Origin of the sequence: Streptomyces sp. NPDC016845 (genome assembly GCF_044332585.1) — a bacterium.
Taxonomy (GTDB): domain Bacteria; phylum Actinomycetota; class Actinomycetes; order Streptomycetales; family Streptomycetaceae; genus Streptomyces.
This window is the reverse complement of the sequence record NZ_JBIRPI010000001.1, coordinates 432,312-449,670: the sequence shown is the minus strand read 5'-3', so window position 1 is coordinate 449,670 and position 17,359 is coordinate 432,312. Positions and strand designations below refer to the sequence as shown.

The 17,359-nt window shown below is 72.0% G+C and carries 13 protein-coding genes; 5 read left to right on the top strand and 8 right to left on the bottom strand.

Translation table 11 applies throughout. The annotated features are described in order from the left end of the window. The first annotated feature begins 236 nt into the window (after nucleotides 1-236). On the top strand, nucleotides 237-1,295 hold the full coding sequence (locus tag ACH4RC_RS01900) for a hypothetical protein (protein WP_398193841.1): 1,059 nt from the start codon (nucleotides 237-239) through the stop codon (nucleotides 1,293-1,295). A gap of 13 nt (nucleotides 1,296-1,308) precedes the next feature. On the opposite strand, the gene crcB (ACH4RC_RS01895) is transcribed toward ACH4RC_RS01900, so the two are convergent. The 4 genes from crcB (ACH4RC_RS01895) to ACH4RC_RS01880 form a co-directional block, all read right to left on the bottom strand. Further along, a complete protein-coding gene (gene crcB, locus ACH4RC_RS01895) occupies nucleotides 1,309-1,683 on the bottom strand; it encodes a fluoride efflux transporter CrcB (protein ID WP_398193839.1) in 375 nt (124 codons plus the stop codon). Continuing rightward, nucleotides 1,680-2,147 carry a fluoride efflux transporter CrcB gene (gene crcB, locus ACH4RC_RS01890; protein ID WP_398195644.1) on the bottom strand — a complete coding sequence of 156 codons (468 nt, stop codon included), beginning with the start codon at nucleotides 2,145-2,147 and terminating at the stop codon, nucleotides 1,680-1,682. The genes crcB (ACH4RC_RS01895) and crcB (ACH4RC_RS01890) overlap by 4 nt, the downstream gene beginning before the upstream one ends. Nucleotides 2,148-2,358: 211 nt before the next feature. Continuing rightward, nucleotides 2,359-2,571, bottom strand: coding sequence for a hypothetical protein (locus ACH4RC_RS01885; protein WP_398193837.1), 213 nt, complete (start codon nucleotides 2,569-2,571; stop codon nucleotides 2,359-2,361). Between the two features lie 148 nt (nucleotides 2,572-2,719). Then, entirely contained in the window at nucleotides 2,720-4,264 is a 1,545-nt protein-coding gene (locus tag ACH4RC_RS01880) for a hypothetical protein (RefSeq protein ID WP_398193834.1), read from the bottom strand. A gap of 358 nt (nucleotides 4,265-4,622) precedes the next feature. On the opposite strand from ACH4RC_RS01880, the gene ACH4RC_RS01875 reads away from it, so the two are divergent. The 4 genes from ACH4RC_RS01875 to ACH4RC_RS01860 all read left to right on the top strand — a co-directional run bounded on the left by ACH4RC_RS01875 (nucleotide 4,623) and on the right by ACH4RC_RS01860 (nucleotide 10,277). Continuing rightward, entirely contained in the window at nucleotides 4,623-7,667 is a 3,045-nt protein-coding gene (locus ACH4RC_RS01875; RefSeq protein WP_398193831.1) for a glycoside hydrolase family 3 N-terminal domain-containing protein, read from the top strand. A gap of 91 nt (nucleotides 7,668-7,758) precedes the next feature. Beyond that, nucleotides 7,759-8,553, top strand: coding sequence for a polysaccharide deacetylase family protein (locus ACH4RC_RS01870; RefSeq protein ID WP_398195641.1), 795 nt, complete (start codon nucleotides 7,759-7,761; stop codon nucleotides 8,551-8,553). 108 nt (nucleotides 8,554-8,661) lie between these two features. Then, the gene (locus tag ACH4RC_RS01865; protein ID WP_398193828.1) at nucleotides 8,662-9,090 is read left to right on the top strand and encodes an SRPBCC family protein; all 429 of its coding nucleotides are present in this window, start codon (nucleotides 8,662-8,664) and stop codon (nucleotides 9,088-9,090) included. Nucleotides 9,091-9,227: 137 nt separating this feature from the next. Further along, nucleotides 9,228-10,277, top strand: coding sequence for a saccharopine dehydrogenase NADP-binding domain-containing protein (locus tag ACH4RC_RS01860; protein ID WP_398193825.1), 1,050 nt, complete (start codon nucleotides 9,228-9,230; stop codon nucleotides 10,275-10,277). Between the two features lie 6 nt (nucleotides 10,278-10,283). Here ACH4RC_RS01860 and ACH4RC_RS01855 read toward each other — a convergent pair whose 3' ends face one another. From ACH4RC_RS01855 to ACH4RC_RS01840, 4 genes are all read right to left on the bottom strand, one after another. After that, nucleotides 10,284-11,441 carry a glycoside hydrolase family 6 protein gene (locus ACH4RC_RS01855; protein WP_398193822.1) on the bottom strand — a complete coding sequence of 386 codons (1,158 nt, stop codon included), beginning with the start codon at nucleotides 11,439-11,441 and terminating at the stop codon, nucleotides 10,284-10,286. 687 nt (nucleotides 11,442-12,128) lie between these two features. After that, the gene (locus ACH4RC_RS01850; RefSeq protein WP_398193819.1) at nucleotides 12,129-13,283 is read right to left on the bottom strand and encodes an XdhC family protein; all 1,155 of its coding nucleotides are present in this window, start codon (nucleotides 13,281-13,283) and stop codon (nucleotides 12,129-12,131) included. A 49-nt stretch (nucleotides 13,284-13,332) separates the two neighbouring features. Next, complete coding sequence (locus tag ACH4RC_RS01845; protein ID WP_398193816.1) at nucleotides 13,333-14,790, bottom strand: NCS2 family permease; 1,458 nt, start codon at nucleotides 14,788-14,790, stop codon at nucleotides 13,333-13,335. 164 nt (nucleotides 14,791-14,954) lie between these two features. Then, complete coding sequence (locus ACH4RC_RS01840; protein WP_398193814.1) at nucleotides 14,955-17,357, bottom strand: xanthine dehydrogenase family protein molybdopterin-binding subunit; 2,403 nt, start codon at nucleotides 17,355-17,357, stop codon at nucleotides 14,955-14,957. Nucleotides 17,358-17,359 lie beyond the last annotated feature (2 nt).

The following is a 17,359-nucleotide window of genomic DNA, read 5'->3' as shown; positions in this document are numbered from 1 at the left end:
CTCGGCCACGCCCACGTCCTCGGCCACCTTCCGCACATCGCCGCCGGTCACATCCTCACCGATCAAAGCGCACCGACGCGTCCGGCGTTGACGCACACACCGGGTGCCGCGCCGTCCGGGTAGCTGCACCGGGCCCGTACCGGGAACGCTTGTGCGATCATGCTGGGCGGCGACCGCCCAGGGGAGGTGCGGAGGCCCAGCAGGATCGAAGGCGTACGGAGCGACTGGAGCGCAACGTGAGTTCGGGTGGGGATCAGCACAGTTCGTCCGTGTCGGACGCGGAGTGGGAGCGCTTCCTCCGGGAGTCCGCGGAAGGCGTGCCCGACGCGCCCAAGGAGCCGTCGGCGCGCGCCCGTATGGTGACGCGGCGGCTCCGGGAGCAGGACGGCCCGCCGGAGGGGTGGCGGATCCACACTCCGCCCCGGCGGCGCAAGCGGCTCCGGTACGTGGTCGGGCTGGTCGTCGCCCTTGCCGCGCTGTTCGTGGCGCTGAACCCGAACCTGCTGCCGGACTGGACCGGCGGTGGCGACGCCGGCGCCGACGACCGGGGCGGACAGGAGGAGGCCACGACGGCTCAGCCGTTCAAGGGGTCGCCCGCCGCGCACTGGGCCGACGGTGCCGCCGGCATCGAGGTGCCCGAGGCGCGCGCCACCGGATGGATGAACAGGACGCAGGTCGCCGAGGCGCTGGCAAAAACCAAGAGCTTCCTCGTGGCGTCGAGCCTTGACCCGGCGGTGCTGCGCGGCGCACGGCCCGACAAGGCGATCGCGTACATCAACCCGAAGCAGCCGGAGGAGACGGAGAGGCTGAACACCTCCCTGTCCACGCCGAGCGAGAAGTACAACCCGCTGACGCTGTTCAGCCGCTTCGACACGTCGAAGGCGCGGCTCGTCGGGGACGTCGTGAAGGTGCGCGGCCGGTTGTACTACGAGGAGGGGGAGAAGGGCGCGCTGAAGGTGACCGCCGACGTCACGTACGTGTACCCGGTGGTGCGCGCGGACGGCGGCAGCGACGACGCCGTGGTGCGGGTCATCGTGCGCCGCGAGAACGTGGTCAGCTGGGACGACCCGAGGAAAATCATCACCGAGGCGGGCACGTTCTCCGTCGTGAAGAACAGCCTGGACACCACCAACACCGGGTGCGCCCCCACGTACAACGGCTACTTCACACCCGACTTCGGTCCCGGTGAGCGGACGGACGGCCCGCTGGTCGACCCGTACGACCGCAGCGTCCCGCTGGAGAAGCGGATGCGCGACAGCGAGGACGACGAGTGCGGGACCGCCAGCCGGTCGTGAGGTCCTGGGGCGGTCAGGCCCAGAGCGCCTGGGCCAGCGCCGCCCCCGTGAACGCGGCGCCCAGGCCGGCGGCGACGCTGCCTGCCACATTGAGCGCCGCGTAGAAGCGGGCGCCCGTCTCGGCGAGGCGCAGGGTCTCGTACGAGAACGTGGAGTACGTGGTCAGGGCGCCGCACAGGCCCGTGCCGAGCAGGAGCTGGAGCTGGGAGGAGGCGGCGCCCGCGGCGGCCGCGCCGGTGACCAGACCGAGGACGAGGGAGCCCGCGACGTTCACCGTGAACGTCCCCCAGGGGAACGCCGTGTCGTGGCGGGCCCGCACGGCGCGGTCGGTGGCGTAGCGCAGGGGGGCGCCGACCATGGCGCCGACGATCACGAGGAGCCAGTTCACCGGGCGCCTCCCGCGACGACGCGGCGGGTCAGTCCGGCGCCCGCCCCCACGGCGGCGAGCGCGACGCACAGGGTCAGGGCCAGATAGCCGAGCGCGGTGCGCGCCTCGCCGAGGTCGGTCAGCTGCCTGATGTCCACCGCGTACGTGGAGAACGTGGTGAAGCCGCCGAGGACGCCGGTGCCGAAGAACGGGCGGACGAGCCGGTGCGTCGGCCGCACCTCGCTGATCACGACCATGAAGACGCCCATGACGGCGCAGCCGACCGCGTTGACCGCGAGGGTCGTCCAGGGGAACGCGCCGGTGGCCGTCGGCCAGAGGAGCGAGGCCCCGTAGCGGGCCGAGGCGCCGAGGGCGCCGCCGAGCGCGACCACGGCGATGACGGGGCCCTGGCCGCGCCACGGTTCGCGGGTGGGTCGCGGGCGCGGGGCGGGCCCGGCGTCCGGGTCGACGGGCTCGTCGCGCACGGGCGGCTCGTCGCGCACCGGCGTGCGGACCTCCGTCGGCTCTGCCTCTTCCGACTTGCTCAACGGAACCTCTCCTACTCGCCGGACACCCGCACCGGCAGATCGGCGCGGGTGCACATCGTCGCAAGCAGGGACCGTTGGCGGCGTGCATGCCGCGGTCGGGTGCTGCGGGCCCCACCGCCGCGCGCTCTGCCACCGGCCGGCGCACCGATCAATCTACCGGCACGCCCGGCTCGGCCTCCTCGGCGGTTCCGCCGGCGAGGTCCTCGGTGCCGTCCGCGTCACCGGCACGCGGAGGTGCGGGCCGGTCGCCCGGCGGCGCGGGGTCGCGGCGCCGGGGGCGGGGTTTCCGGTCGGGCCGTTGCCAGCCGGTGCCGAGCCGCCGCCCGCCCGGTCCGGCCGCCCCCGGCACACCACGCCCCACGCTTCCGCCGCCCCAGCGACCCATGGCTGATCACGCCCGCTTCCCCGTGCCCCCGTGTGGAATCCCGCGAATCTACGGTCAGCCGTCCGGGCCCGGCAATGCGCGCGGTCCGATGCGGGTACCGGGCATCCGAAAAATGGGCCCCCGGTCAGAGGCCCGCGCCGAGGCCGCTCCGCACCACGAAACTGCACTGCGTGTACGTGTACCCGGGCTGGATGTCGCCGCCCGCCGCCCGGCTGCGCGCCGAGGCACTCGCGCCGTTCGGCTTGTGCAGGAAGTGGTACGTCCCCGCCGGCAGCCGCAGCGTCGTCCGCGGGTACTTCTCGCCGCTCGCCTTGCAGGCCCTGCTGGTGCCGGCGGCCTCGCTGGCGTACGTCGAGCACCCGTCGCAGCCGCCGACGGTCACGCGCCCCGTGACGGGGCCCGTGTAGAGGATCTCCACGGGGTCGGGCCCGTCGTTGCTGATCACCATCTGCATCCGGGCGCCGCCGGGGGCGTGGGCGGGCGGCAGCCGGAGCCCCGCGGAGGGGCGCTGCTCGGCGATCTCGGCGGCGATGGCGACCTGCCGGGCGCGAGCGCTCCGCTGGTCGCTCTTGTACGTGGCCGAGAAGTCGGCCAGCGTCTTGCGGGCGGCGCCGAACTCGCGGTCCTTGAACTGGTCCATGCCGCAGGCGTAGACGCCGCCCCGCACGGCCCGGTCGACGGAGCCCCGCACCTGGGCGGGGGCGGGCTCCGGCAGCGCCTTCGCGGTGTCGCCGATGCGGCGCAGCTCGTCGGTGGCGCGGCACGGTTCGGCGCCGGAGAGGGCGGCGGCGCGCTTGTCGACGGCGGCGCGCAGGGCGGGGGTCACCCCGGCGGCCTGCTCGGACTTCGGGAACGTACGCAGGAGTTCGCCGAGTTCGCCGCCGCGGCCGTCGCTCTCGGCCGTGCCGAGCCTGCCGGTGCCGCAGGCCAGGAGGGAGACGGCGAGGGGCTTGTCGGGCCAGGCGGCGAGGGTTCCGAGCGTGTCGCGGTCGATGCGGTCCGGCACGGTCCGCAGGTGTTCGAGCGGGGTGACGGCCGCGCAGTGGTCGCCCTCGGCGTAGGGCGCGGCGACCGTCCTGTAGTAGGTGCCGAGGCTGTCGTGCACGCGGTGCGCGGCGCGGGAGTCCGGGTGGTCCTCGGTGAGGGAGCGGTAGCGGTCGAGGGCGGCGCGGTAGCCGGGGAGCGCCTGGGCGAAGTCCTTCCCGGACGCCTCCTTGACAAGTGCGTCGGCCGCGGCGAGCCGGTCGAGCAGCATCTCCTCGACGGCGTCGTCCCGCAGCTGCCCGTACGCGACGGCTCCCCCGGCGGGCACGGCGAGCAGGACCACGGCGAGGCCGAGCACCAGAACGGGCCGCACCCGCGCCGGAGTCGACTGCCGCGGTGGACGCAGCCCGCGCCGCGCCCCGTCCGCCGCCGCGATCAGCAGCAGCGCCGCATATCCGGCGAGCGCCCATCCGGGCACCCCGTCCGGCTCCGCGGGCAGGGCGACGACGAGCAGCGCGGCGGTGGCCACCAGGCACAGCCCGGCGAGCGCCCGCCGCCCCGACAACAAGTACCCCAGCCCGAGCCCGGAGAGGTTGAGCAGGCCGGCAGTCAGGGCGCGCAGAGGGTCGGCGGGGCCGGGCGGGGGCGTCGGCGGCGCGGGCGGCACCGGGGGCGGAGGCGGCATCCAGGCGGGCGGCGGCCCCGCGTCACCGGGTGCCCCGCGGCCCGGCGCCGGGCGTCCAGGCATATCGGGCGGCGGCCCGAACCGCCCGTCCCCCGACGACGGGTGCTCAGCACTTCTCTCGTCCCCCGGCCATCTCATCGCGGTTCCCCCCGGCCGTCCGATGCTCCAACCTCAGGAAACGATCCGGGGCGGCGGCGGCCCTGTCAATCGGCGCGATGCCGCTGTTCGCGCCCCCCGGCTCCGTTTACGTCCCGAAGCCTTGACGCCCCCACCACCCCCGCTTTAACTCAACCCTTGAATTAAGGAACTCCGCGATGCACCACCACCACCATCCGTCACGGATCATCGGGAGCGAATCTTGCGTCACCCCGTACATACGACTGTTCGCACGACAGGCCGCAGAAGACGGGCCGCTCTGCTCGCCGTCTCCGCGCTCGCCGCCGGGTTGTTACCGCTCACCACCGCCGGACAGGCGTCGGCGGACGACCCGGCCCCCGTACAAGTGGACCGCTTCGAGGGCGAGGTCCCCTTCGCCGCCCAGCCCGCCGAGGGCCTCTTCACGTGGGGCGGCGACGCCGACGACCACCCCGCGCTCGCGCTGGAGGAACGCGCGGACGCGCCCGAGGGCGCCAAGGTGCTCGAAGGGTCGTACGACATCAGCTCCTACGGCGGCTTCACCCACGACTACGCCGCCGATCAGCCCGCCCACGACTGGTCGGCCTCCAAGGGCATCCGCTTGTGGTGGTACGGCCAGAACGCCGAGCCGCTGCCGTCCGGCACCGGCAAGAAGATCAGCTTCGAGATCAAGGACGGCGGCGCGCACGGCGAGGCGTCCGAGCTGTGGACCACGTCGTTCACGGACGACTGGCAGGGCTGGCACCAGGTCGAGCTGCCGTTCACGCAGTTCGAGTACCGCACGGACTACCAGCCCGTCGGCGGCATCGACCACGTCCTCGGCCTCGACGAGATGTGGGGCTACGCGGTCACTCTCCCGACCGGGGCGAAAGGCCGATTCGCCGCCGACGACGTCGAGTTGTACGGGAAGGCCGATCAGTCCCTGCGCGCGCAGGTGACCACCGACGCCGGCGTCTACCCGGTGAAGGAGGGCGGCACCGCCGAGGTCAGGCTCTCCGTCACCACCACCGGCAACGTCCCCGTCGAGGACGACGTCACCGTCGCGTACGCGAGCGAGGGCGGCACCGCCGAGCCCGGCAAGGACTACCGGCCCGTCAGTGGCACGGTCACCTTCCCGGCCGGGACCGCCTCCGGCGCGTCGAGGACGGTCACCGTCTCGACCGGCAAGGACCGGGACCGGGCCGAGAGCGCCGAGACGATCCCGCTGAAGCTGACCGTCACCGGTGCCAAGGCGCCCGCCGAGAACCCCCAGGTCGTCATCGACGCCCACGGTCTGCCCTACCTCGACGCGAAGCTGCCCGTGAAGAAGCGCGTGGCCGACCTCGTCTCCCGGATGTCCGTGGAGGAGAAAGTCGGTCAGATGACGCAGGCCGAGCGAGCCGCGCTGAAGTCCCCGGACGACATCGCCGGGTACAACCTGGGCTCCCTGCTCTCCGGCGGCGGTTCGGTCCCGACGCCGAACACGCCCGAGGGCTGGGCCAAGATGATCGACGGCTATCAGCTGCGGGCGCAGGCGACGCGGTTCCAGATCCCGTTGATCTACGGCGTGGACGCGGTGCACGGCCACAACAACGTGGTCGGCGCGACCGTCATGCCGCACAACATCGGCATCGGCGCCACCCGCAACCCCGGCCTCGCCGAGAAGACCGGCGCGGTGACCGCCGCCGAGGTGCGCGCGACCGGCGTCCCGTGGGACTTCGCGCCCTGCCTGTGCGTGACGCGCGACGAGCGCTGGGGCCGCTCCTACGAGTCGTTCGGCGAGGACCCGGCGCTCGTGAAGTCCATGGAGACGGTGGTCCAGGGCTTCCAGGGCCGCGCCGACGGCCGTGACCTGGACCGGAACGACAAGGTGCTCGCCACCGCCAAGCACTTCGTCGGCGACGGCGGCACCGAGTACGGCTCGTCGACCACGGGCACGTACACGATCGACCAGGGCATCACGAAGGTGACGCGCCAGGAGCTGGAGGCCGTGCACCTCGCCCCGTTCGGCGAGGCCGTGAAGCGGGGCGTCGGCACGGTCATGCCGTCGTACTCGTCGCTCGACATCCTCGGTGACGACGAGGGCCCGGTGAAGATGCACGCCGACGCCGCGATGATCAACGGCGAGCTGAAGGGCAAGCTCGGCTTCGAGGGCTTCGTCATCAGCGACTACGCGGGCATCGACCAGATCCCGGGCGACTACGCCTCCGACGTCCGTACGTCGATCAACGCGGGCCTCGACATGATCATGGTGCCGAACGCCTACGCGGACTTCGAGTCGACACTGCTCGGCGAGGTCACGGCCGGGCGCATCAGCCACGCGCGCGTGGACGACGCGGTCGCCCGCATCCTGACCCAGAAGTTCAGGCTGGGCCTGTTCGAGAAGCCGTACGCCGACACGTCCCGCATCAAGGACTTCGGCTCCGCCGCGCACCGCGCCGTCGCCCGGCAGGCCGCCGCCGAGTCGCAGGTACTGCTGCGGAACTCCGGGAACGTCCTGCCGCTGAAGAAGTCGCAGAAGGTCTACGTCGCCGGTTCGAACGCCGACGACCTCGGCAACCAGACCGGCGGCTGGACCATCACCTGGCAGGGCCAGTCCGGCACGCACACGGACGGCACCACCATCCTCCAGGCGATGCGCAAGGCGTCCCCGAGCGCGGTGATCGACTACTCGAAGGACGCGTCGGCGCCGACGTCCGGGTACGACGTGGGCGTGGTCGTCGTCGGCGAGACCCCGTACGCGGAGGGCATCGGCGACGTCGGCAACGGCAACGACCTGGAGCTGACCGCCGCCGACAAGGCAGCCGTGCAGAAGGTGTGCGGCGCCATGAAGTGTGTCGTGCTGGTGGTCTCCGGGCGTCCGCAGCTCATCGGCGACCTGCTGGGCGACCGGCCGGGCGCCGTCGACGGGCTCGTCGCGTCCTGGCTGCCCGGCACCGAGGGCGACGGCGTCGCCGACGTGCTCTACGGCAAGCTCCCCTTCACCGGACAGCTTCCGGTGACGTGGCCGAAGTCGCAGGCGCAGCTCCCGATCAACGTGGGTGACGCGGCCTACGACCCGCAGTTCCCGTACGGGTACGGGCTGACGACGCCCGCCAGGAAGGCGGGCGGCGACGCCGGGCGCGCGCTGGTCGAGAAGGCGCGGCTGGCCGTCCAGCAGAAGGCGGGCGACAAGATCACAGCGGCGTGGGCCAAGCCGTTCGCGGAGGCGGAGCACCTGTCCCTCAGCGGCGACCACGCGGGGGCGCTGGCCAAGCTGCGCACCGCTTACCGGGAGGCAGGCCGATAGGAGAGGGTCAGTAAAACCGCAGCTCAGATAGCTATACATACGGTGTATACACCGTATGTATAGTGATCACATGCCTGCAGCACTTGTGAAGATGACGAAAACGCGACGAGGGTTCCGCGCGGTCGCCGCCCTGGCGGCCGCCGGGGCCCTCTCGCTCGGCCTGAGCGGCTGTACGCAGTTCGACACGACCAGCCCGAGCGGTGCCCGCAAGGCCGCGGCCGGCTCCGGCGACGCGAAGACGGGCGGCGCGCAAGCGGCCGGCCAGTTCGGCACCGTCGACTGCCGCAAGGCCAAGTGCGTCGCGCTCACTTTCGACGCGGGCCCCAGCGAGAACAGCCCGAGACTCCTGGACATCCTGAAGGACAGGAAGGTCCCGGCGACGTTCTTCCTTCTCGGCAAGAACCACATCGCCGACCACCCGGACCTGGTCAGGCGCATGGCCAGGGAGGGCCACGAGCTGGCCAGTCACACGTGGGACCACAAGATCCTCACGAAGATCGACGACGCCCGGATACGCGCGGAGTTCAAGCGCACCGACGACGCCGTGGAGAAGCTGACCGGCAAGCGCCCCACGCTGATGCGCCCGCCCCAGGGCCGCACGAACGACCACGTCAGCGAGTTGGCCAAGGAGGAGGGGCTCGCCCAGATCCTGTGGGACGTGACGACGAAGGACTACACGACCACGGACTCGGCCCTGATCCAGAAGCGCGCCGTCGAGGCGACGAAGCGCGACAGCATCATCCTGCTGCACGACATCTACAAGGGCACGGTCCCGGCCGTCCCCGGCATCATCGACACACTCAAGCAGAAGGGCTACGTGTTCGTGACCGTGCCGCAGCTCCTCGCACCGGGCAAGGCGGAGCCGGGCAAGATCTACCGGCCCTGAGAGCCGGCCCGTCTTCGAGCTGTCCTCGAGCCGCTTCGAGCCGTCTTCGGACCCCCGTCGGCCGCGTGGCATCCGGCGGTGCGGTGCGGCGGGGCCTACGGTCGCGGCATGGCCCATGTCCGTATCGTCCGAGAGACCCCGCTGCCCGCCGCCGAGGCCTGGCAGCGCCTGACCGACTGGGAGCAGCACGGCGCGGTCGTGCCGCTCACCCGTGTCACCGTGACCACTCCCCCGCCGACCGCGGCGGGCACCCTGTTCGTGGCGCGCACCGGGACGGACCGGATCGGCTTCGACGATCCGATGGAGGTCGTCGCGTGGCAGCCGCCGCGCCGCTGCCGGCTCGTCAAGCGCGGCCGGATCGTCAAGGGCTGGGCCGAGATCGAGGTACGGGCGCTGGGCGCCGACGCCTCGGTCGTCGAGTGGCGCGAGGAGCTGCACGTACGCGGGGTGCCCGCGCTCGCCGACCCCGTACTGGCCCTGGCGGGCCGCCTGATGTTCACCTGGACGATCAAAGGGCTTCTCAAGAAGGGGAGTTGACCGGACCGACGACATCGACCGGGCAACTCGGCGGCACCGGACAACTCGGCGGCACGGGACAACTCGTCGCCAACGCCGATGAGTTGTATCTTGTCCCACTTGGTCGTCGCACTCCTCCGTACGGAAGTGAGCTCCTCATGGCCATAGCCGTCTACGGCGCCACGGGACACACCGGACGCCTCGTCACCGCCGAACTCCTCGCCCGCGGGCAGGACGTGATCCTCGCCGGGCGCGGTGAGCCGGGCCTGCGGGCCCTGGCCGCCGAGCTCGCCACCCCCGACCGCGTCACCGTCCACGTGGCACCCCTCGACGACACCACCGCCCTGCGCCGCCTCGCCGAGCGCGCCGACGCCGTCAACCACTGCGCGGGCCCCTACACGACGACGGGCGCGCCGGTCGCCGAGGCCGCGGCCGAGGCCGGGATCCCGTACGTCGACCACGCCATCGAACCGCACCCCGTCAAGCACCTCTTCGACACGTTCCAGTCCACCGCCGAGCGCACCGGGGCCGTCCTCATCCCCCAGATGAGCTTCTACGGCGGGCTCGGCGACCTGCTCGCCTCGGCCGCCGCGGCGGGCCTCCCCGCCGGGGAGGGCATCGAGAAGGTCACCGTCGGCTACGCCGTCTCCGGGTGGCGGATGACGCAGGGGGCGGTGAACACCGCGAACCTCCTCATCGGGGAGATCGACCGCGTCTCGTACGTGGACGGGGCGCAGCGCGTCGGGCCGGTCGAGGTCCGCAACGCCGTGTACCCGTTCCCGCCGCCGGTCGGGCCGCGCACCACGATCGTGCCGTTCCCGTCCGGGGAGGTCGTGACCGTGCCCCGGCACGTTCCCGCGCGGGCCGTCGAGGTGCAGCTCACGGCGTCGACGTTCGAGGAGGAGCAGATCTTCAGCAGCGTCGACGCGAGCCCCGAGGAGCGGGCCCGTACGGAGTTCACGGTCGCCGTGCAGGTGGTGCGGGCCGGTGGCGGCGGGCACAACGCGCATGTCCGCGGCCGGGACATCTGGCGGGCCGGAGCACTGGTCTCCGTGGAGGCCGTGCTCCGGCTCACCGGCGGCGAGGGGCCGCGCAAGGCCGGGGTGTACAGCCCGGCCGAGGCGTTCGACGCGGGCCCCTTCCTGCGGTCGCTCGCCGAACAGGAGGCGTTCGAGACGCTGAAGCTGCCGTCTTCGCCTTCGGAGTGACCGGGGCTACAGGAGCGGCGGGTTGGCGTACCGGGCCAGTTCGAGGGCCTGCTGCGGGAACCACTGCCCCGCGGCGGGGTCGACCGTCCCGCGCTCCGGGTCCTGCGGGCCCTCGGTCCCGCGCAGGCAGAGCCCGTCCGACTCGCCCGGCGTCTTGATCCACAGGCGGGCGTCCTGCAACGGGTCGCCGGTCCGCAGCGTCGGGCGTGCGCCCGCGCCGCGGTCCGGCGGGTTGCACCAGTCCTGGGCGTCGGTGTACTTGCCCGGGGGCGGGGTCCACGGGCCCCGCCCGTTGCGGGAGGAGTCGGTGACGAAGTGCGTCATCCGGCTCGCGGGGACCTGGACATGGGTGTCGAGCCAGGCCTGGGTCTCGGCGCGGGGCGCGGACTGGTGCGGGCACTCGGCGGCGTCACCGCCGCGGTCGACGTAGGCGATGCAGGAGGAGATCAGCTTCCCGTACCAGCTGTTGGCGTCGTCCGTCTGGTAGTTGGAGGCGTTGGTGTAGAAGCCGGAGGCGTGGTGGACGCCGCCCTTGAGGAGGCGGGGGACGATCGAGCTGACGGCGTGCCAGTTCGGGTGGCCGGTGTCGAGGTAGACGCGGGTTCCGCGCAGTGGTTCCAGCGTGTCGACGGCGTAGTTGACCTCCGTGTACCGGGCGGCGGTCTTCGTCCCCTCGGCGTCGTCCTGACCGCAGTCGGCGGGGAGCAGGGCGAGGGCGTCGGGCTCCAGGACGACGAGGGCGTCGCGGCTGCCGATGCCACGGCCGACGGCGTCCACCCATTCCTTGTACTCGGCGGTGTTCGCGGCGCCGCCCGCGGAGTAGTTGGAGCAGTCGCGGCCCGGGATGTTGTAGAGGGCGAGTACGGGGAGGGCGTGGGTGCGGCTCGCTTTCCCGACCACGTCCCTGACCCGGGTCTCGACCTCGGCCGGGCTCTGGCTGTCGAACCAGACGGCTTGCGGGGTCGCGACCAGGGCGGTGACGCGGGCCGCGTCCCGGTACCGGCCCGCTTTGACCAGGTCGCGGATCTGGGCTGCGGCGTCGGGGTTGGGGGTGGGGGTGTAGAGCCGGTCGGGTGCTGAACGGGGCTGTTCGGCCACGGCGGCAACGGGGTTGCCCAGGGCCGTCGCGGACAGCGCAAGCGTTGCGCCCGCGACAGCGGTCACGGCACGTCTGAGGGGACCTCGCACGGGTTCACTCCTGAGTCGGGTCACGAAGCGGCGATCGTGTCTGGGAGCGCTCCCAAAGGAGCGTCGGGGATGCGGGGCGGGGCGTCAAGGGGGTTGCGCGGGGCGGTAGTTGCCGATGAACGCCGTCGGGGTCGGGGATACCGTCGAGCGCGGCGCGCGTCGTGGCGGGTCGCGCAGTTCCCCGCGCCCCTGAAGTGCGCACTGCGTGCGACTTGCCGGGGGCCCTGGTGGGGGCTGACGGATGGGCGCCGTAAGGGTGTCGCGGCGTGACCGAGTACGGGCCTCGTCGTGGCTGGTCGCGCAGTTCCCCGCGCCCCTGGAGATGCGCACTTCGTGCGCTGTCTCAGGGGCGGTGACTGGGGTGGCCCGCAAAAGGGCGGTATGCCCCATGGCCCTCTCTGGGGCGGTATCTGGCGCGGGCCCGCGCGATGGGACGCGGCGCGTGCTCGTTGTGAGGTGCGGCGCAGCCGCAGCCTTCGGGGGCGCGGGGAACTGCGCGATCAGCCCCCACCGGCCCGCAGCCGAACCCCCATCGGGAAGGGGCGCGGGGAACTGCGCGACCAGCCCCCACCGGCCCGCAGCCGAACCCCGTTGGGAAGGGGCGCGGGGAGCTGCGCGAGCGGCTACGACGTACCCCGCACACAGCCACGCACGGGCGGAGCCCTACGCCACTGAACCGATCCTTCGGGACGGCCGCGGCCCCGTCTCGTGGTGGATCGGAGTATGCGCCCCGGTCAGGGAGGCTCCGCTGCCGCCCCGCCGGTGCGCCACGATCTCCGAGGCGATCGAGACCGCCACTTCCTCCGGCGTCCGCGCACCGAGATCGAGGCCGATCGGCGATCGCAGACGCGCCAGTTCCAGTTCCGTCACGCCCACCTCCCGGAGCCGCGCCTCGCGGTCCAGGTGGGTGCGGCGGGAGCCCATCGCGCCCACGTACGCGACAGGCAGGCGCAGAGCCAGTCGCAGCAGCGGCACGTCGAACTTGGCGTCGTGGGTGAGGACGCAGAGCACTGTGCGGGCGTCCACATCCGTACGGGCCAGGTAATCGTGCGGCCACTCGACCACGATCTCGTCCGCGTCCGGGAAGCGCGCCGCCGTCGCGAAGACGGGCCGCGCGTCGCACACCGTCACCCGATACCCCAGGAACTTACCCATCCGCACCAGCGCCGACGCGAAGTCGATCGCCCCGAACACGATCATCCGAGGGGCGGGAACGGACGATTCGACCAGCAGCGTGAGCGGTGCTCCGCAGCGCGAGCCCTGCTCGCCGATCTCCAGGGTCGCGGTGCGGCCCGCGTCGAGATACGCCCGCGCCTCCCCCGCCACCGTGCGGTCCAGCTCGGGGTGGGCGCCGAATCCGCCCTCCGCCGAGCCGTCCGCCCGGACCAGCAGCGCACGCCCCATCAGATCCGCCGGACCCGACACCACCCGGGCCACCGCCGCCGCCTCCCCCACCGCGGCAGCGGCCAGCGCGGCCGCGAGTACACCCCGTACGGCCCCGTCCCGGACCCGTACCGGCGTGACCAGGATGTCGATGACGCCGCCGCAGGTGAGACCCACGGCGAAGGCGTCGTCGTCGCTGTAGCCGAAGCGTTCGAGGACGGACGTGCCGCTCTCGAGCGCCTCGCGGCACAGCTCGTACACCGCTCCCTCCACGCATCCGCCGGAGACCGACCCGATCGCCGTGCCCTCGCGGTCGACGGCCAGCGCCGCGCCCGGCTGCCGGGGCGCGCTGCCGCCGACGGCCACCACGGTGGCGACGGCGAAGTCGCGCCCCTGCTCGACCCACCGGTTGAGCTCTTCGGCGATGTCCAGCATGGGATCGGTCTCCTTAGCGGTTAAGGGAAACGAGAGACAAGGCGGCGCCTCAGTGGACGCCCATCCAGCTCTCGATCGGGTTCAGCGCGAAGTACACGAGGAAGATCACTGTCAGGCCCCACATGAAGGCCCCGATCTCCCGCGCCTTGCCCTGGGCGATCTTGATGGCGACCCAGGAGACGACGCCCGCGGCGACACCGGTGGTGATGGTGTACGTGAAGGGCATCAGGACCACGGTCAGGAAGACCGGGATCGCGGTGGCACGGTCGGCCCAGTCGACGTGCCGGGCGTTCATCATCATCATGGCGCCGATGACGACGAGCGCGGCGGACGCGACCTCCTGCGGGACGATCGCGGTGACCGGCGTGAAGAACAGGCAGGCGGCGAAGAACAGACCCGTCACAGCCGAGGCCAGGCCCGTACGGGCTCCCTCGCCCACACCCGTCGCCGATTCGACGAAGACCGTCTGGCCCGAGCCGCCGGCCACGCCGCCGATCGCACCGCCCGCGCCATCGATGAACAGCGCCTTGGAAAGCCCCGGCATCCGCCCCTTGTCGTCGGCCAGCTCGGCCTCCGTCCCGACGCCGATGATGGTGGCCATCGCGTCGAAGAACCCGGCGAGCACGAGCGTGAAGACGATCATGCCGACGGTCATCGCGCCGACCTCGCCCCAGCCGCCGAACTCGACGTGGCCGAAGAGCGAGAAGTCGGGCGAGGAGACCACGTTGCCGGGCAGCTCCGGAGCGCCGTTGGCCCACTGCTCGGGGTCGATCACGTCGAGCGCGTTGAGGATCATCGCGACGACCGTGCCGGTGATGATCCCGATCAGGATCGCGCCCGGCGTGTTCCGCGCCTGCAGCATGAAGATCAGCAGCAGCGTGCCCGCGAAGAGCAGCACCGGCCAGCCGGCCAGTTCGCCCGCCGGGCCGAGCGTCAGCGGCGTCGCCTTGCCCATGTGCACGAAGCCGGACTTGTAGAGGCCGATCAGCGCGATGAACAGGCCGATGCCCATGGTGATGCCGTGCTTGAGCGCGAGCGGTATCGCGTTCATGATCATCTCGCGCAGCCCGGTGACGACGAGCAGCATGATCACGACGCCGTACATCACGCACATGCCCATGGCCTGCGGCCAGGTCATCGTGGGGGCGACCTGCGAGGAGATCACACCGGAGACGGAGAGCCCCGCGGCGAGGGCGAGCGGGACCTTGCCGACGAAGCCCATCAGGAGCGTGGTGAACGCGGCGGCGAAGGCGGTCGCGGTGATCAGGGCCTTCTGGCCGAGGGTGTCACCGGCGGCGTCCTTGCCGGACAGGATCAGGGGGTTGAGCAGGAGGATGTACGCCATGGCCATGAAGGTCGTGACGCCGCCGCGCACTTCGCGTGCGACGGTGGATCCCCGGTCGGAGATGTGGAAGTACCGGTCGAGCCAAGATCTGCCGGCGGGCTGGCGCGAACCCGCGCCCGCGTCGTCGGCGGCGGTCTTGGGCTCCACGGACTGCTGGGTCATGGTGCCTCGTTTCCCAAGGTTCAAAGGGGCACCCGCGAACTGCTCGTGCGCGTGCGGGATTTGGGATGGCTGCACGACCCGGGGGACGGCCCGAGACGGACGCAACTAAGGAACGGGGGGACGGCGTCGGGACGACGTCCCCCCGGGTACTGCCGGAACGACGGCTACGCGGACGCGGCCGTGCCCGTGAGGTGCTCGGGCCGGACCGGGGTCCGGTCGAGCTCAAGACCCGTCGCGTTCCGGATCGCCGCGAGGACGGCCGGGGTGGACGACAGGGTCGGGGCCTCGCCGATGCCGCGCAGCCCGTACGGGGCGTGCTCGTCGGCGAGTTCGAGCACGTCGACCGGGATGGTCGGCGTGTCGAGGATGGTGGGGAGCAGGTAGTCGGTGAAGGAGGGGTTCCTGACCTTCGCCGTCTTCGGGTCGACGACGATCTCCTCCATCACGGCGATGCCCAGGCCCTGGATGGTGCCGCCCTGGATCTGGCCGATCACGGAGAGCGGGTTGAGCGCCTTGCCGACGTCCTGGGCGCAGGCCAGTTCGATGACCTTGACCAGGCCGAGTTCGGTGTCGACCTCGACGACGGCGCGGTGCGCGGCGAACGAGTACTGCACGTGCCCGTTGCCCTGGCCCGTACGCAGGTCGAAGGGTTCGGTGGGGCGGTGGCGCCACTCCTCCTCGACCTCCACGGCCTCGCCTTCGAGGATGTCGACGAGGTCGCCGAGTACCTCGCCGCCGTCGGTGACGACCTTGCCGCCTTCGAGCAGCAGCTCGGCCGTCGCCCACGCCGGGTGGTAGGTGCCCATCTTGCGGCGCCCGATCTCCAGGACCTTCTCGCGCACCAGCTCGCAGGCGTTCTTCACGGCGCCGCCGGTGACGTAGGTCTGGCGGGAAGCGGAGGTCGATCCCGCCGAGCCCACCTGCGTGTCGGCGGGCTGGATGGTGACCTGGGTGACGCCCAGCTCCGTACGGGCGATCTGCGCGTGGACGGTGATGCCGCCCTGGCCGACCTCCGCCATGGCGGTGTGCACGGTGACGACGGGCTCGCCGCCCACGACCTCCATGCGCACCCTGGCGGTGGAGTAGTCGTCGAAGCCCTCGGAGAAGCCGACGTTCTTGATGCCGACCGCGTAGCCGACGCCGCGTACGACGCCTTCGCCGTGCGTGGTGTTGGAGAGACCGCCGGGCAGCTGGCGCACGTCGGCGCCCTCGCTGGACTCCCACTGGCGCTCGGGCGGCATGGGCATCGCCTTGATGCGGCGCAGGAGTTCGGCGACCGGGGCCGGTGAGTCGACCGGCTGCCCCGTGGGCATGAGCGTGCCCTGCTCCATGGCGTTGAGCTGCCGGAACGCGACCCGGTCCATGCCGACCTCGTCGGCGAGCTTGTCCATCTGCGCCTCGTAGGCGAAGCACGCCTGCACCGCGCCGAAGCCGCGCATGGCGCCGCAGGGCGGGTTGTTGGAGTAGAGCGCGATGGCCTCGATGTCGACGTCGTCGATCACGTACGGGCCGACGGAGAGGGACGAGGCGTTGCCGACCACGGCCGGGGACGCGGAGGCGTAGGCGCCGCCGTCGAGCACGATCCGGCACGTCATGTGCGTGATCTTGCCGTCCTTGGTCGCCCCGTGCTCGTAGTGCAGCTTGGCGGGGTGGCGGTGGACGTGGCCGAAGAACGACTCGAACCGGTTGTAGACGATCTTGACGGGCTTACCCGTACGCAGCGCGAGCAGGCAGGCGTGGATCTGCATCGACAGGTCCTCGCGGCCGCCGAACGCGCCGCCGACGCCGGAGAGCGTCATCCGCACCTTGTCCTCGGGCAGGCCGAGGACCGGGGCGATCTGCTTGAGGTCGGAGTGCAGCCACTGGGTGGCGACGTAGAGGTCCACGCCGCCGTCCTCGGCCGGTACCGCGAGGCCCGACTCGGGGCCGAGGAACGCCTGGTCCTGCATGCCGAAGTAGTAGTCGCCCTCGACGATGAAGTCCGCGCGCTTACGGGCCTCTTCGACGTTGCCGCGCACGATCGGCTGGCGGTGCACGATGTTCGGGTGCGGGACGTGGCCGATGTGGTGGTCGTCGCGGTTCTCGTGGACGAGGATCGCGTCCGGCGCGGTCGCGGACGCCTCGTCGGTGATGACGGGCAGCTCGCGGTAGTCGACCTTGATCTTGGCGGCGGCGCGGCGCGCGGTCTCCGGGTGGTCGGCGGCGACCAGCGCGACCGGCTCGCCGTGGTGGCGGACCTTGCCGTGCGCGAGGACCGGGGTGTCCTGGATCTCCAGGCCGTAGTTCTTCACGTCGGTCGGCAGGTCGTCGTAGGTGAGGACCGCGTAGACGCCGGGCGTGGCGAGCGCCTCGCCGGTGTCGATGGAGACGATCTCGGCGTGGGCGACCGGGGAGCGCAGGATCTGGCCCCACAGCATGTCCTCGTGCCACATGTCGGAGGAGTACGCGAACTCGCCGGTGACCTTGAGGGTGCCGTCCGGGCGGAGCGTGGACTCGCCGATGCCGCCCTTGGTCCGGGAGCGCTGCGTGACGTTGAACGGGATGCCGGTGGTACGTGTGTCGGCCATCT

Excerpts from the sequence above, each read along its gene's own strand:
- ACH4RC_RS01845 (WP_398193816.1), bottom strand. The coding sequence starts at position 14,790 with ATGACCCAGCAGTCCGTGGAGCCCAAGACCGCCGCCGACGACGCGGGC.
- ACH4RC_RS01840 (WP_398193814.1), bottom strand. The coding sequence starts at position 17,357 with ATGGCCGACACACGTACCACCGGCATCCCGTTCAACGTCACGCAGCGC.
- ACH4RC_RS01860 (WP_398193825.1), top strand. The coding sequence starts at position 9,228 with ATGGCCATAGCCGTCTACGGCGCCACGGGACACACCGGACGCCTCGTC.
- ACH4RC_RS01865 (WP_398193828.1), top strand. The coding sequence starts at position 8,662 with ATGGCCCATGTCCGTATCGTCCGAGAGACCCCGCTGCCCGCCGCCGAG.
- ACH4RC_RS01880 (WP_398193834.1), bottom strand. The coding sequence starts at position 4,264 with ATGCCGCCTCCGCCCCCGGTGCCGCCCGCGCCGCCGACGCCCCCGCCC.
- ACH4RC_RS01870 (WP_398195641.1), top strand. The coding sequence starts at position 7,759 with ATGACGAAAACGCGACGAGGGTTCCGCGCGGTCGCCGCCCTGGCGGCC.
- ACH4RC_RS01850 (WP_398193819.1), bottom strand. The coding sequence starts at position 13,283 with ATGCTGGACATCGCCGAAGAGCTCAACCGGTGGGTCGAGCAGGGGCGC.